This window comes from Roseateles sp. P5_E8 (assembly GCF_054177665.1).
On sequence record NZ_JBGCUM010000087.1, the window covers coordinates 1 to 14539 of the forward strand.

General features: G+C 66.8%; 16 protein-coding genes. 4 read left to right on the top strand and 12 right to left on the bottom strand.

Annotation, left to right across the window (positions count from 1 at the left end; genetic code table 11):
* The 4 genes from carB to ACXRVZ_RS26325 form a co-directional block, all read right to left on the bottom strand.
* The coding region (carB, locus tag ACXRVZ_RS26310) for a carbamoyl-phosphate synthase large subunit (protein WP_458233035.1) at positions 1-1190 on the bottom strand (1190 nt) is incomplete at its 3' end.
* An 18-nt stretch (positions 1191-1208) separates the two neighbouring features.
* The gene (leuE, locus tag ACXRVZ_RS26315) at positions 1209-1850 is read right to left on the bottom strand and encodes a leucine efflux protein LeuE (RefSeq protein WP_457426149.1); all 642 of its coding nucleotides are present in this window, start codon (positions 1848-1850) and stop codon (positions 1209-1211) included.
* Positions 1851-1863: 13 nt separating this feature from the next.
* Complete coding sequence (gene carA, locus ACXRVZ_RS26320; RefSeq protein WP_457426151.1) at positions 1864-3024, bottom strand: glutamine-hydrolyzing carbamoyl-phosphate synthase small subunit; 1161 nt, start codon at positions 3022-3024, stop codon at positions 1864-1866.
* Between the two features lie 191 nt (positions 3025-3215).
* A complete protein-coding gene (locus ACXRVZ_RS26325; RefSeq protein ID WP_457426153.1) occupies positions 3216-3617 on the bottom strand; it encodes a GlcG/HbpS family heme-binding protein in 402 nt (133 codons plus the stop codon).
* A gap of 92 nt (positions 3618-3709) precedes the next feature.
* Between ACXRVZ_RS26325 and ACXRVZ_RS26330 the strand changes: the two genes are divergently transcribed.
* On the top strand, positions 3710-4402 hold the full coding sequence (locus tag ACXRVZ_RS26330) for a Bax inhibitor-1/YccA family protein (RefSeq protein WP_457426155.1): 693 nt from the start codon (positions 3710-3712) through the stop codon (positions 4400-4402).
* 63 nt (positions 4403-4465) lie between these two features.
* On the opposite strand, the gene ACXRVZ_RS26335 is transcribed toward ACXRVZ_RS26330, so the two are convergent.
* The 6 genes from ACXRVZ_RS26335 to surE all read right to left on the bottom strand — a co-directional run bounded on the left by ACXRVZ_RS26335 (position 4466) and on the right by surE (position 11065).
* Entirely contained in the window at positions 4466-5986 is a 1521-nt protein-coding gene (locus ACXRVZ_RS26335; protein ID WP_457426157.1) for a glycoside hydrolase family 5 protein, read from the bottom strand.
* Positions 5987-6112: 126 nt separating this feature from the next.
* Positions 6113-7465 carry a 23S rRNA (uracil(1939)-C(5))-methyltransferase RlmD gene (gene rlmD, locus ACXRVZ_RS26340; protein WP_457426159.1) on the bottom strand — a complete coding sequence of 451 codons (1353 nt, stop codon included), beginning with the start codon at positions 7463-7465 and terminating at the stop codon, positions 6113-6115.
* A 33-nt stretch (positions 7466-7498) separates the two neighbouring features.
* Positions 7499-8515, bottom strand: a complete 1017-nt coding sequence (rpoS, locus tag ACXRVZ_RS26345; RefSeq protein WP_457426161.1) for an RNA polymerase sigma factor RpoS — start codon at positions 8513-8515, stop codon at positions 7499-7501.
* A 44-nt stretch (positions 8516-8559) separates the two neighbouring features.
* Entirely contained in the window at positions 8560-9447 is an 888-nt protein-coding gene (locus ACXRVZ_RS26350) for a peptidoglycan DD-metalloendopeptidase family protein (RefSeq protein ID WP_457426163.1), read from the bottom strand.
* Between the two features lie 59 nt (positions 9448-9506).
* A complete protein-coding gene (locus ACXRVZ_RS26355) occupies positions 9507-10322 on the bottom strand; it encodes a protein-L-isoaspartate(D-aspartate) O-methyltransferase (protein WP_457426165.1) in 816 nt (271 codons plus the stop codon).
* On the bottom strand, positions 10322-11065 hold the full coding sequence (surE, locus tag ACXRVZ_RS26360) for a 5'/3'-nucleotidase SurE (RefSeq protein WP_457426167.1): 744 nt from the start codon (positions 11063-11065) through the stop codon (positions 10322-10324). The genes ACXRVZ_RS26355 and surE overlap by 1 nt, the downstream gene beginning before the upstream one ends.
* Before the next feature lie 93 nt (positions 11066-11158).
* On the opposite strand from surE, the gene ACXRVZ_RS26365 reads away from it, so the two are divergent.
* Positions 11159-12136 carry an NADPH:quinone oxidoreductase family protein gene (locus tag ACXRVZ_RS26365; RefSeq protein ID WP_457426169.1) on the top strand — a complete coding sequence of 326 codons (978 nt, stop codon included), beginning with the start codon at positions 11159-11161 and terminating at the stop codon, positions 12134-12136.
* 103 nt (positions 12137-12239) lie between these two features.
* Positions 12240-12986 (top strand): LuxR C-terminal-related transcriptional regulator, encoded by a 747-nt coding sequence (locus ACXRVZ_RS26370; protein ID WP_458233036.1) that lies wholly within the window; start codon positions 12240-12242, stop codon positions 12984-12986.
* On the opposite strand, the gene ACXRVZ_RS26375 is transcribed toward ACXRVZ_RS26370, so the two are convergent.
* Both ACXRVZ_RS26375 and ACXRVZ_RS26380 read right to left on the bottom strand, forming a co-directional pair.
* Positions 12966-13664 (bottom strand): glutamine amidotransferase, encoded by a 699-nt coding sequence (locus tag ACXRVZ_RS26375; RefSeq protein WP_458233037.1) that lies wholly within the window; start codon positions 13662-13664, stop codon positions 12966-12968. The genes ACXRVZ_RS26370 and ACXRVZ_RS26375 overlap by 21 nt on opposite strands.
* Positions 13665-13695: 31 nt before the next feature.
* Positions 13696-14244, bottom strand: coding sequence for a carboxymuconolactone decarboxylase family protein (locus tag ACXRVZ_RS26380; RefSeq protein WP_457426175.1), 549 nt, complete (start codon positions 14242-14244; stop codon positions 13696-13698).
* A 99-nt stretch (positions 14245-14343) separates the two neighbouring features.
* Here ACXRVZ_RS26380 and ACXRVZ_RS26385 point away from each other — a divergent pair.
* On the top strand, positions 14344-14539 hold a 196-nt coding region (locus ACXRVZ_RS26385; RefSeq protein ID WP_458233038.1), incomplete at its 3' end, for a cupin domain-containing protein.

Here is a 14539-nt window from a genome sequence, read left to right on the forward strand (position 1 = left end):
GTGCGACCCATGGCCATCACTTCGCCGACCGACTTCATCTGCGTCGTCAGGCGCGAGTCGGCCATCGGGAACTTCTCGAAGGCGAAGCGCGGGATCTTGGTGACGACGTAGTCGATGCTGGGCTCGAACGACGCCGGCGTGATGCCGCCGGTGATGTCGTTCTTCAGTTCGTCCAGCGTGTAGCCCACGGCCAGCTTGGCGGCGATCTTGGCGATGGGGAAGCCCGTTGCCTTCGATGCCAAAGCGGACGAACGCGACACGCGCGGGTTCATCTCGATGACGACCATGCGGCCGTCCTTCGGGTTGATGGAGAACTGCACGTTGGAGCCGCCGGTGTCCACGCCGATCTCGCGCAGGATGGCAATGCTGGCATTGCGCAGCAGCTGGTATTCCTTGTCCGACAGCGTCTGCGACGGCGCCACGGTGATGGAGTCACCGGTGTGGATGCCCATCGGGTCCAGGTTCTCGATGGAGCAGACGATGATGCAGTTGTCCGCCTTGTCGCGGACCACTTCCATCTCGTATTCCTTCCAGCCGATCAGGCTCTCTTCGATGAGCAGCTCGTTGGTCGGCGACAGATCCAGCCCGCGCTTGCAGATGGTCTCGAACTCTTCCGGGTTGTAGGCGATGCCGCCGCCCGAGCCGCCCAGCGTGAAGCTGGGGCGGATGACCATCGGGAAGCCCGCGCCACCGATTTCGGTGTGGATGCGCTTTTGCACGCCCCAGGCCTCTTCCAGCGAATGCGCGATGCCGGACCGGGCCGAGCCCAGGCCGATCTTGGTCATCGCGTCCTTGAACTTGAGGCGGTCCTCGGCCTTCTCGATGGCGTGCTCGTTGGCACCGATCATCTCGACGTTGTACTTGGCCAGCACGCCATGCTTGTGCAGGTCCAGCGCGCAGTTCAGCGCGGTCTGGCCGCCCATCGTCGGCAGCACCGCATCCGGGCGCTCCTTGGCGATGATCTTCTCGACGACCTGCCAGGTGATGGGCTCGATGTAGGTGACGTCTGCCGTGTCCGGGTCCGTCATGATGGTCGCCGGGTTGCTGTTGACCAGGACGACCTTGTAGCCCTCCTCGCGCAGCGCCTTGCAGGCCTGGGCGCCGGAGTAGTCGAACTCGCAGGCCTGGCCAATGATGATCGGGCCCGCGCCGATGATGAGGATGGTTTTTAGGTCTGTACGTTTCGGCATGGCGGTCTGCGGTTCTGCTTAAAGAGTGGCGGTGGCCAGCTTGGCCCCGAACCCGACAAAAAGTGCGCCGACGCTGGCGTTGGCGGTGCTGGACAGCCGGCGGCGCGCGCGGAAGGCGGCGGCCAGGCGGGCGCCGGCAAAGATCAGCGTCGAGAGGTAGATGAAGCTCAACACCTGGATGATGGAACCCAGGATCAGGAAGGTCAGCGCCGGGTGCGGGTAGGCCGGGTCGACGAACTGGATGAAGAAGGACAGCAGGAAGGCGATGGCCTTGGGGTTCAGCAGGCTGACGACCAGGGCCTTGCGGAAAGGCTGGCTGGCATCGACGAGGCGCGGTGCCTCGTCAGCCTTGACGCCATCGCGCCAGGTGTTGATCGCACCGCGCAGCAGCTGGATGCCGATCCAGCCCAGGTAGACCGCGCCGACCATCTTCACGATGAAGAAGATCTGCGGGCTGGCCATCAGCAGCGACGCGCCGCCCGCAGCCGCCGCCGTCATCAGCACCGTGTCGCCCACGAACACACCACAGGCCGCGACGTAGCCGGCGCGCACGCCGCGCTGCGCCGCGACGGACAGCACATACAGCGAGTTAGGCCCGGGCAGCAGGATGATGAAGATCGCTGCCGCCAGGTAGGTGCCGAGGTCCGTGATGCCGAACATGGGAGCGCCTCCTTCAGGCCTTGTTCATCAACGACACGAAGTGATCGAACAAGTAGGCGATGTCGTGCGGGCCGGGGCTGGCTTCCGGGTGACCCTGGAAGCTGAAGGCCGGCTTGTCGGTACGTGCGATGCCTTGCAGCGTGCCGTCGAACAGGCTGACGTGCGTGGCGCGCAGATTGGCTGGCAGCGTGTCGGGGTCGACCGCGAAGCCGTGGTTCTGGCTGGTGATGCCGACGCGGCCGCTGTCCAGGTCCTTGACCGGATGGTTGGCGCCGTGGTGGCCGAACTTCATCTTGAAGGTCTTGGCGCCCGAGGCCAGCGCCAGGATCTGGTGGCCCAGGCAGATGCCGAAGACCGGGATGCCCGATTCGATCAGCTGCGCCGTGGCCTTGATCGCGTAGTCGCAGGGCTCCGGGTCACCGGGGCCGTTGGACAGGAAGACACCGTCCGGTTCCAGGTCGAACACCGCGCTGGCCGGCGTCTGCGCCGGCACGACGGTGACCTTGCAGCCGCGCTCGGCCAGCATGCGCAGGATGTTGAGCTTGACGCCGAAGTCGTAGGCGACGACATGGAACTTCGGCGCGGTCTGCGTGCCATAGCCGCCCTCGAGCTTCCATTCGGTCTGGGTCCAGACTTCGCTCTCGGTGCGGCTGACGACCTTGGCCAGATCGAGGCCGGCCATCGAAGGCGCAGCCTTGGCCTGGGCCACGGCGTCGTCGATGTGCTCCTGGGTCAGCGTGACACCCGCCGGCAGCGCCACGATGCAGCCGTTCTGCGCGCCCTTGGTCCGCAGCACGCGGGTCAGGCGGCGCGTGTCGACGCCGGCGATGGCGATCGTGCCCTGCTCGCGGAGATACGCGTCCAGCGTCTTGTCGGAACGGAAGTTGGACGCGCGCAGCGGCAGGTCCTTGATGACCAGACCGGCGGCGTGGACCTTGCCGGCTTCGACGTCTTCGGCGCTGATGCCGTAGCTGCCGATGTGCGGATACGTCAGCGTGACGATCTGTTTGCAGTAGCTCGGGTCGGTCAGGATTTCCTGGTAGCCGGACATCGCGGTGTTGAACACCACTTCGCCGACCGTCTGACCAGTGGCGCCGATGGATTGGCCTCGGAACACCGTCCCATCCGCCAGAGCCAGGATTGCTTGAGGGGGATGGAGCAGGTCGGTCAGCACAAAGGGTCTCCGCAAGTGGGTCGCGTGCCCAGATCAACCCATCGGAAGACGGGTCAACTTGCAGAAACCGAAGAGGTTTGGCGCCGGGCAGCGATGGGTTCAGGTAAACCCATCGAGTATAGCCGCCCCGGGTTAGTACGGAGGCTTCGTGACCGCCTCGTGACGGCTTCGCGCCGCCTCAAAGTGCCGCCTCAGAGGGCAGCAATACCCGCCTTGGCAATCTCCGCGTCTTCGCTGGACTTGACGCCGCTCACGCCGACCGCACCAACCACCTGGCCGTCGACGAGGATGGGCACGCCGCCTTCCAACGTGCCGGCAAGGCCGGGTGCGCTGAGGAAGGACATGCGGCCGCCGTTGATCATGTCCTCGTACACCTTGGACTCACGCCGGCCCAGCGCCGACGTGTGGGCCTTGGCGGGCGCGATCTGGGCCGAAATCGGCGCCGCGCCGTCCAGCCGCTGCAGCCACAGCAGGTGGCCGCCAGCGTCGACGATGGCGATGGAGACGGCCCAGCCCTTCTCAAGGGCATGTGCTTCCGCGGCAGCGGCAATGCGTTTGACGTCGGAAAATTCGAGTTGAGTTTGCTGTTTCATGGGCTTGCTTTCCAAGGGACAGCCCCCAATGTAGCCGGCTGATGCCGCCCTAGAATCCCTGCGGTTTCCCATTCGTCTCCCGGAGGATCGTCATGAACGAAAGCCTGCAACCCCAATACGGCTACGCCAACGTAGGCCTCGCCGCCGACCGCCAGCGCGTGTTGCGCAACACCTACTGGCTGCTGGCCCTGTCTCTGGTGCCCACGGTGCTGGGCGCCTGGATCGGCGTCGCCAGCGGTCTGTTCCGGGCGATGAGTCCGGGTACCAGCATGATCGTGTTCTTCGTCGGCGCCTTCGGCCTGATGTTCCTGGTCGAGAAGACCAAGGACAGCGCCATCGGCGTTGCGGCCCTGCTCGGCTTCACCTTCTTCATGGGCCTGATGCTGTCGCGCCTGATCGGCCATGTGCTGGGCTACAAGAACGGCACGACGCTGGTCATGACGGCCTTCGGCGGCACGGCGGCGATTTTCTTCACGATGGCCACGCTGGCCACGGTCATCAAGCGCGACCTGTCGTCCATGGGCAAGTTCCTGACCGTCGGCGCCGTGGTGCTGCTGGTCGCCTGCATCGCCAACTTCTTCCTGCAGTCGTCGGCGCTGATGCTGACCATCCTGGTGCTGATGCTGGGCGTGTTCTCGGCCTTCATGCTGTACGACATCAAGCGCGTCATCGACGGCGGCGAGACCAACTACATCAGCGCGACGATGGCCATCTACCTGGACATCTACAACGTGTTCCAGAGCCTGCTGTCGCTGCTGGGCATCTTCGGCGGCGACCGCGACTGATTCGCGTCGGCACCAATGAGAAAGGCGGCCTTGGCCGCCTTTTTCCTTTTTGCGAATTGAGAACTACGGCGCCGGCTTGTAGTTCTTCAGCACATAGGGCGCGCTGAGCACGACGGGCTGGCCGAGCCGGCCCAGTTGCAATGCCAGGTTGACCGTGCCGCCAGCGAAGCCTTCGGTGGCCACGCCGCCGATGGCCACAGCCTCCAGCTTGCTCGTCAACGTGACCGAACCCGAGATCACGGCCGTGTAGGGCGGCGCACCCAGTTGAAGCAGCATGGGCACGACGGCCTGGGCCTTGGCGTCCTCCGTGTCCAGCCTTGCCCAGACGAGAACCTGCAGCTTGTCGCCCTTGGCGATGTTGCCCTGCAGCGGCGCGACGGCGCCGATGTCCCAGACATTGGGCTTGGCGGACTGCAGCGCCACCCGCAGGCAGACCTTGCCGGTTGCAGCACACGGCACTTGCTGGCTGGACTGGCCGTCGCCGTAGACCGACCAGGTCGTGACGCGCGGCGTGTTGATCAGGTAGTCCAGCGCCGGGTCGGTCGCCCTGGCCGCCGCCGGCGCGGCCGTCGCCTTCTCGGGCACCAGGGCGCCGTGGATTGGCTTGACCCAACCGTCAGCCTTCATGTCCCAGAGCACGAAGTCGGAGTCGAACTGCCAGTACGACCAGGCAAAGCCGCGCGCCTCGGCAGCGCGGGCAACGGCAGACGTCCAGGCCACGCGCTGCGCCATGCCGGCGCTTTCCAGCGCACCGAACTCGCCCAGCAGGATGGGCCGGCCGGTCTTGTCAGCCCAGGCCTTGACGGCGTCCAGGTCCTTGCCCAGCTTTTCCCGTTCGGCCGCCGTGCCCCAGGTGATGCCGGACAGCTTCTGGAACTCCGGCGTCCACGACGCACCCTGGTGGGTGAACGGCATCGGCGTGTAGTAGTGGAAGGTGACGATCAGCCGCCGGTCGGCCTCGGGCAGCCGCAGGCTGTCGAGTTGGTCCAGCGAGTTCCAGGACTTGGGGCCGACGATGACGCGGCGCTTGGGGTTGGTCTCGCGGATGATGGCCAGGTTCTCGGCCAGCATGTCGTTCCACACCGCATCGGCCGCCCCGTTGGGCTCGTTCAGGATCTCGAAGACCACCGCGTCGGAGGCGCCCTGGTAACGGGTAGCGACCTGGCGCCAGAAAGCCTGCAGACGCACGCGGCAGGACGGCAAGTCCGCCTCCTTGGCGCACTCGTTGAAGTTGTGCTCGTCGAGGATGACCTGCAGGCCCGCCTTCAGGCCGGCGTCGACGAGTTCATCCAGCGTCTTGAACCACTGCGCAGACAGGCGGTTCTCCGCGTCCATGTGAGCGAAGGCGTGCAGGTTGAAACGCACATGGTCAAAGCCACCGTCGCGGATGGCCTGCATGTGGCGCGGCTGGAAGCGCGCCTTGGCCGGATCCGTCCAGAGCGCGTCATAGCCGACGATGTTGACGCCGCGCTTGAGTGCCCCCAGCGCCCACGCGCCGTCTACTTGAGCCTGCGCCGGCCCCGACAGGCTCAGCGCCAGCCAGGCCAGACCCAGCAGTCGAGCAACTTTGAAACGATTGAACATGGCTTGCCTGTCTCCGCGTCGATGGATTTTTGATAAACAAAACTAAACAGCGTTGTTTATCTATTTTGTCCACTGTGCGGGATTCAGCACCCCGGACTTACGCGGAGACGCAGGTAGGCCGCTTGGTCAGCGCTCGAAGACCGCAATCGATTCGACATGCGCCGTGTGCGGGAACATGTTCACCGCGCTCGCCGCCGTGCAGCGGTAGCCCGCCACGTTGACCAGCAGGCCGGCATCGCGCGCCAGCGTCGCCGGGTTGCAGCTGACGTAGACGATGCGCTTCGGCGGCGCCCAGCCGGGCGCCAACGACGGGTCGAGCGCGATGTCCGCCACGGCCTTCGCCAGCGCGAAGGCGCCTTCGCGTGGCGGGTCGATGAGCCAACGGTCGGCCGTGCCGTCCAGGGCCAGCAGTTCGGGCGTCATCTCGAACAGGTTGCGCGCAACGAAGCTGGTCTTGTGCGCCAAGCCGTTGGCCGCCGCGTTCTCGCGCGAGCGCTGCACGAGGGTCTCACTGCCCTCGATGCCCAGCACCTCACGCGCCTTMGTAGCCAACGGCAACGTGAAGTTGCCCAGGCCACAGAACCAGTCGATGACGCGGTCGCTGGGCTCGACGGCCAGCAGGCGCAGCGCGCGGCCGACCAGCGTCGCGTTGATGTGCGGGTTGACCTGGGTGAAGTCGGTCGGCTTGAACGGCATCGTCACGCCGAACTCGGGCAGGCTGTAGGCCAGTTGCGGGCCGCCTTCGTCGAGCAGCTTGACCGTGTCCGGCCCCTTGGCCTGCAGCCACCACTGCACGCCATGCTTCGCTGCGAACTCACGCAGCAGCATCAGGTCGCCGTCCGGCAGCGGGTTCAGGTGGCGCAGCACCAGCGCGATGACCTCGTCGCCCATGGCCAGCTCGATCTGCGGCAGGCGGTCGCGTTCGGCCATGCCGGCAATCAGCTCGCGCATCGGCATCAGCAGGTCGCTGACGACCTTGGGCACGACCTTGCAGACCTGCATGTCGGCCACGTAGCGGCTCTTGCGCTCGTGAAAACCGATCAGCACCGTGCCCTTCTTCTGCACATAGCGCACCGAGAAGCGCGCGCGGTAGCGGTAGCCCCAGGTCGGGCCCTCGATGGGCCGCAGCAGCACTTCGGCCTTGACCTTGCCGAGATGCCAGAGCTGGTCCTCGACGACTCGCTGCTTCACCGCCACCTGGGCGCCCGCATGCAGATGCTGCATCTTGCAGCCGCCGCAGGCGCCGGCATGCAGGCCGAAGTGCGGGCAGCCCGGCGTCACGCGCAGCGGGCTTTCCTTCTTCATCTCGGTGAGCTGGCCCTGCTCCCAGTTGTTCTTGCGGCGTGAGATCTGCGCCTTCACGATCTCGCCCGGCAAGGCGCCATCGATGAAGACCACCTTGCCCTCGGCGTTGTGCGCCACGCCTTGTGCTTCAAGTTCGATGCTTTCGACCTTGAGCCATTCCGTTGTCTGAGTCATAGGGCCGGGATTATCCCGGCAGGCCTCGCCAGCCTAGAAGATCGAGTCCCGATCCACGCCGTGACGCATCATGTTGCGCTTCAACTTGGCCAGCGCCTCGATCTGGATCTGGCGGATGCGCTCGCGCGTCAGCTTCAGGCGGACGGCCAGCACGTCCAGCGTCTCGGGCTCGCGGTCCGACAGGCCGTAGCGCCCGGCCAGCACCTCGCGCTCGCGGTCGTTCAGGCTCGCAAGGCCGTGCTGCAACAGCAGCTCCACCTCGTGCGACAGGCGCAGGCCCATGGGGTCGATGGCCTGATCGTCGGCAACGAGGTCCAGCATGGACTCGCCGCCCTCACCGTTGCGGTCCACGGGCGAGTCCAGCGAACTCGGCAGTTCGGCGTAGGCCAGCAACTCGGCCACTTCATCGACCGGCCGACCCAGCGCCTGAGCAATGTCCTCGGCGCGCACGCGGCCCTCAGAACCGTTGGCGCTTTGCAGCGCCTCCAGCGCGCGGCGCGCCTTCAGCACCTGGTTGAGTTCGCGCACGATATGCACCGGCAGCCGCACGAGGCGGGCCTGGTGCATCAGCGCGCGCTCGATGCTCTGGCGAATCCACCAACTCGAATAGGTCGAGAAACGGAAGCCCCGCTCCGGCTCGAACTTGCTGATGGCATGCATCAGGCCGAGATTGCCCTCCTCGATGAGGTCGCTCATCGGCAGGCCGCGGCCCAGGTAGTTCTTGGCGATGCTGACGACCAGGCGCAGGTTGTGCTCGATCATGGCCTGGCGGGCATCGAAGTCCCCCGCGCGGGCGGCCACGGCCGTGTCGAACTCCTGCTGCGGCGTCAGCAGCGGCGTGCGGCGAATGTCGCGCAGATAGGCCTGCAGCGCATTGCCCACCTCGACCTCATGGCCGTTGCCATTGGCATTGCCGCGCAGCGCCTGGACATCCTCGTCGGGCGCGTCGGTGGCGGGCTCAGTATCTGTAACGCCGTTCATGGCCAGCATGACACCGGGCTCATGGGTCGCGCCGGCATGGCCGTTGGACTTGGGCGCAGCGTGTTTCATGGCGTGGTCGCTGGCCCGATGTGCTTGATCGCTAACCGGCTGACTCAGCGCGCCGGCAACAGCTTGGACGGGTCGACAGGCTTGCCCAGTTTCCGCACTTCGAAGTGCAGCTTGACGGTGTCGCTCTCGGTGGAACCCATTTCGGCAATCCTCTGACCCTTGCGTACGACTTGGTCCTGCTCGACGAGCATTGCCCGGTTGTGGGCATACGCGGTCAGGTAGGTGTTGTTGTGCTTGATGATGACCAAGTTGCCGTAGCCGCGCAAGCCCGAACCTGCGTAAACGACGCGACCATCTGCGACGGCCAGCACCGGGTCGCCCGGCTTGCCGGCAAAGTCCAGGCCCTTGTTGCGCTGATCGTCGAAACCGGCACTGACGGGCAGGGAAACCGGCCAAGCCCAGGCCAGGTTGTCCTCGTCGGAGCCGGTTGCTTCTTTCGGCGGCTCCTTGGCTGCCGTGACGGCGGCGGCCGAGGCGGCGCTGGCCGAAGCGAGCGGCGGCTTGGCATCCAGCGGCCGGGTCTCGACCTTGGCCGCGCTCGCGATGGGCTTGGCCGTCACGCTTGACGCGTCGACACCCGGCGGCACGACGCGCAGCACCTGGCCGACCTCGATGCGGTTGGGGTTCTCCAGGGTGTTCCACTTGGCCACGTCGCGCCAGCTCTGGCCGTTGTCCAGAGCAATGCGGATCAAGGCATCGCCCGGTTTGACCGTGTAGTAGCCCGGCTTGCCGGCGTTCTCGGCGCCAGGCAGCGGCTTCACTTCGGCCACGACAGGGGCAGACGCCGCGGGCGCGGGCGCGGACGCCGCAGGCTTGGGCGCTGCGGGGTTGCGGTCCTCCACCGGAGCCTGGTTCAGCGAAATGCTGCTGCAGGCACTGAGCAGCAGCGAGGTGGCGACGAGGGCAAGGAGGTGGCGCAGGCGTGAGGGCATCGTGTGGCTAGGGCTTGGGGGCCGCCCGGATTGTGTGGCGCGATGCGCCAGCGACCCCGTCAGACGACGCCAGATTTTAGGGGGACGAAGAGCACGGCCTCGTGTTCGCTGCGCAGCCAGCGGCTGACGCCGCCTTCAACGACGTGATCCAGCACCACCAGCACCTGCCCGCGACCGCTCGCCGCCGTGGGCGCGACGAGGCGGCCGCCCGGCGCCAATTGCTCGGTCCAGGCGGCCGGAATGTCCTCGCCGCCGGCGGCCGCAATGATGCTGTCGAACGGCCCGCTGGCCGAATGGCCGATGCGGCCGTCGCCCCAAATGAGGCGCGGCGACCTGGGCAGCACGATGCGCTGCAGGTTCAGCTTGGCCTTGTCATGCAGGGCCTGCAGCCGCTCGATGGACGTGACCTGGCGCGCCAGCATGGCGATGACGGCAGCCTGGTAGCCGCAGCCCGTGCCGATCTCCAGCACGCTGCCCAGCGAGCCGCGCTGCCGGGCACCGGCACCGGCCATCAACAGGCCCAACATGTGGGCCACGACCGAAGGCTTGGAGATCGTCTGGCCGTGGCCTATGGGCAGGGCCGTGTCTTCATAGGCCTGGGCGGCGAGCGCGCTGTCGACGAACTCGTGGCGCGGTACCGCCGCCATGGCGGCCAGCACCTGCTCGTCGAAACGCCCTTCGGCGCGCAGCCGGCCCACCATGCGCTGCCGCACCGCGCCGCTGTCCAGCCCGGTGCCCGTAGTTTTGCCGTTTGGCCGCGCCAGGCGGGCCGCGTCACGCGTGGCCTGGTGCAGATGGCGCTGCGGCATCAGCAGCTCACGCTGCGGCGCCGCGGCCGACTTCAGGCTGGCGGGGAAGCGCTTCGGTGTCGTCATCAGATTCCGAGGCGCTGCGCCCAGGCGCCGAGCGATGAATGCTCAGTCAGGTCCACCTGCAACGGCGTGATCGACACGGCGCCGTTGGACGTGGCGTGGAAATCGGTGCCCTCGCCCGCTTCGCGCGCATCACCTGCCGGGCCGATCCAGTAGATCGTTTCGCCACGCGGGTTGATCTGCTCGATGATGCTTTCGCTCGAGTGGCGGCGGCCCAGCCGCGTGATGCGGCGCGGCAGCGTGTCAGCGTCGGGGCGGTTGGGGATGTTGACGTTCAGAAGGAAGGCCTGACCCAGACCGCCTGCAATCACCTGCTCAACAAGGCTGCGGGCCAGGCGAGCAGCAGCCTCCAGCTCGACCCAGCCCTTCTCGGCTTGCGAGAAAGCGATGGACGGGATGCCGAACAGATAGCCCTCCGTGGCCGCCGCGACAGTGCCGGAGTACAGCGTGTCGTCGCCCATGTTGGCGCCGTTGTTGATGCCCGACAGCACCAGATCAGGCCGGTAGCCCAGCAGGCCGCTCAGCGCGAGGTGGACGCCGTCCGATGGCGTGCCGCTGACGTAGCGGAAGCCGTTGGCGGCGCGGTAGACATTGAGGGGCCGGTTCAGCGTCAGCGAGTTGGAGGTGCCGCTGGCGTTCTGCTCGGGGGCGATGACCTCGATCTCGCCCAGGCCCTCACAGGCCTTGACCAGGGCGGCAAGGCCGGGAGCGAGGTAGCCGTCGTCGTTGGAAATCAGGATGCGCATGGCGGCCAATTGTAGGGAGGGCGTCACCTGCGAGACCGGGTGTAACCGAGTGGATTTCTATGATGGCCTCTTCAAATTCAAGAGGAGACGGCGATGAAGGCATGGGTCTGCGAAAACCCGGTGGGCGTCGAGGCGCTGCGGTTTCAGGAACTGCCTCCGCCGGTGCTTGCCGCTGGCCAGATCCGCGTGCAGATCAAGGCCGCAAGCCTGAACTTCCCTGACCTGCTCATCGTGCAGAACAAGTACCAGATGAAGCCGCCCCTGCCCTTCGTGCCGGGCACGGAGTTCTCGGGCATCGTCAGCGAGGTGGGCGAAGGCGTTAAAGGCTTTGCCGTCGGCCAGCGCGTCGCAGCGTTTGGTGGCCTGGGCGGCTTCGCGACCGAGGTCTGCATCCCCGCCATGCTGGCCATGCCGCTGCCGGACGCCTTCAGCTTCGAGGACGCGGCCGCCTTCATCTGCACCTATGCCACCAGCCACCACGCACTCATCGACCGTGGCGCTTTGCAACCAGGTGAAACCGTGCTCATCCTCGGCGCGGCCGGCGGCGTCGGCACGGCGGCCATCCAGATCGCCAAGGCAGCCGGCGCCCGCGTCATCGCCGCCGCGGGCAGCGACGCCAAGTGCGAGGCCTGCAAGGCCCTCGGCGCCGACGCGAGCATCAACTACACGACGCAGAACCTGCGTGACGAGCTGAAAAGGCTGACCGCAGGCAAGGGCCCGGACGTCATCTACGACCCGGTCGGTGGCGACCTGGCCGAGGTCGCTTTCCGCTCCATCGCGTGGCGCGGCCGCTATCTCGTCATCGGCTTTGCGCAGGGCGCCATTCCGGCCTTGCCGCTCAACCTGGCGCTGCTAAAGGGCGCGTCCCTCGTGGGCGTGTTCTGGGGCGAATTCGCCAAGCGCGAGCCCAGCCGCAACGCCAGGATGCTGGGCGAACTGGCCGCCTGGTACGCCGCCGGCAAGATCAAGCCGGTGCTGGACCGCGTGCTGCCGCTGGAGCAACTGCCCGCCGCCTTCGCGCGCATGGCCGCTCGGGAGGTCGTCGGCAAGTTGGTTCTTACCAATGCATGAAGCCTGAAACGGGGGCTTGCCCCCCCGCAGTCTCGCCCCATGACGGCGAGATGCGTGCGATACATTCGTCGGTCGATTCGACAGCCACCGTGCCTCCCCCGCCATGACCGTCAAAGTCCTCATCATCGAAGACAACCCCGTCGCCCGCAGCTTCCTGTGCCGCGTGGTGCGCGAGAGCTTCAGCGATGCGATGGAGATCACCGAGGTCGGCGATCTCGAGAACGCACGCCGCCAAGTTGCCAAGCTCACCAGCAGCGCGCCGGATAGCGGCTTCAAGCTCATCCTCGTCGACCTGGAACTGCCCGACGGCAACGGCATGGAGTTCCTGACCGAGCTCACCGGCTCCCCGTCGCTGAAGATCGTCACGACGCTCTACTCCGACGACGACCACCTCTTCCCTGCCCTGCAATGCGGCGCCGACGGCYATCTGCTGAAAGAAGACCGCTTTGAAGTGCTGGTGGAAGAGCTGCAACGCATCGTGCGCGGCCAGCCACCGCTGTCGCCGGCCATCGCGCGCCGCCTGCTGTCGCACTTCCGCCCGTCGACCTCCGGCGACAGCGGCACCATGCCGCTGAACTCCGGCTTCGGCTCGCTGTCGTCCTCACATGCGCCCTTCAGCAACAGCCGCAACGTCGCGCTGGACCCGCCGCCCGAGTGGGAGCGCCTGACGCCCCGCGAGAGCGAAGTGCTGACCTATCTGAGCAAGGGCTTCACGATCAAGGAGATCGCGAACCTGATGGGCATCAAGTGGTTCACGGTCAACGACCACATCAAGAGCATCTACAAGAAGCTCAACGTGTCCAGCCGTGCGGAAGCGGCCGTGCTGGCGTCAAAGCAAGGCCTGGTCTAGCCACCGCTGCATCCACCGCCTCAAGGCCTCGGCAAGTCCGGGGCCTTGTTGTTTGGCGGCTTCACGCAGCGTTTGCGGCCGGATGCCGGCGGCGGCAAGTTCGTCACCGTGGCCGATCAGCCATTGCTCGATGYGCGCCGGGTCGACCTCGGGATGGAACTGGAGGGCCAGCGCCCGGTCATGGGGCGCGAAGGCCTGGTGCGGGCAGACCGGCGTAGCGGCCAACGACGGCAGGCCCGCAGGCAACTGGAACTGGTCGCCATGCCAGTGCAGCACCGGCTGACTGCCCAGTTCGGCGAGCGCCGTGCCCTGCCCCGCCTCGCTCAACGCCAGCGGCGCAAAGACTATCTCCTTGACGCCCATGGGCCGCACCGCGGCGCCCAGCGCACGCGCCATGATCTGCGCGCCCAGGCAGATGCCCAGCAGCGGCCGGCCAGAGTCCAGCCGGCGCCTGATCAGCGCGACCTCATCGGCAAGCCAGGGGTAGTTGGCATCGTCCTCGACGCTGACCGGCCCACCCAGGGCGACGAGAAGGTCGACCGAGTCCAGGTCGATGGCCGCGAAGTCGTCGACACCGGCCTCGTGATAGCGGACCTCGAAGCCGCGCTCGCGCAGCAGCGGCGCCATGAGGCCCAGGTCTTCAAAGGCGAGGTGGCGCAGCGCGAGCACGGTCTTCATGGGCGACATCATCGCTACGCCACCTCGTCGATCAAGCCGCCGAACGCAGCTTCACACCGGGAAAATCCACCGGCACGGCGAATGCGACATTCACGTAGTTGGTGAACAGGTTCAACGCGACGTGGGCCAGGATCTCGACGATCTGGCCGTCGTTGAAGCCGGCCGTGCGCAGGGCCGCGACATCGGCCTCGCCGACCTGGCCGCGCTGCTCAACGAGCTTGAGCGCAAAGCGCAGCGCGGCGGCCGTCGCAGGGTCCGTCGACTCGCCGGCCTGGGCGGCGGTCATCTCTGCGGAAGAGGCACCCGCCTTGCGGCCCAGCGCCGTGTGGGCGGCAAGGCAGTACTCGCAGGCATTGCGGTCGGCCACGGCGACGGCGATCTGCTCGCTCAAGCGGGTCGGGATGGCGCCGCTGCCCAGCGCGCCGAAGAAGCCCCACATCGCCTGCAGTGCAGCCGGCGAGTTGGCGACGGCGCGGAACATGTTGGGGGTGGCACCGAAGGCGCCGTGCACGGCGTCCAGCAGCGGGCGGCTGGCGGCGGGGGTGTCGGTGGCGGAGACGAGAGGAACGCGGGAGGTCATGGGGTCGCCCTTTGGTGGCAGTGGAGGAAGAACTCCACTGTCGCGGCACGGCGGGAACGATAGGTATCATAAAGTCCACAAATTCAACCTATCCGTCCCGTGACCGACACCCCGCCGCTGGATCGCCTCAGCCCGCTGTTCGAGCGCTTCCGCGTGCGCGCCAGCCTCTTCCACACCGGCCCGCTGTGCGGCGTGACCCACTTCGACGCCCAGCCCAGCCGCGGTTTCCTGCACGTCATGCGCAACGGCGAGATGGAGGTGCGACACGCCGCCGCGACCGGCCTCGTCGAGCGTC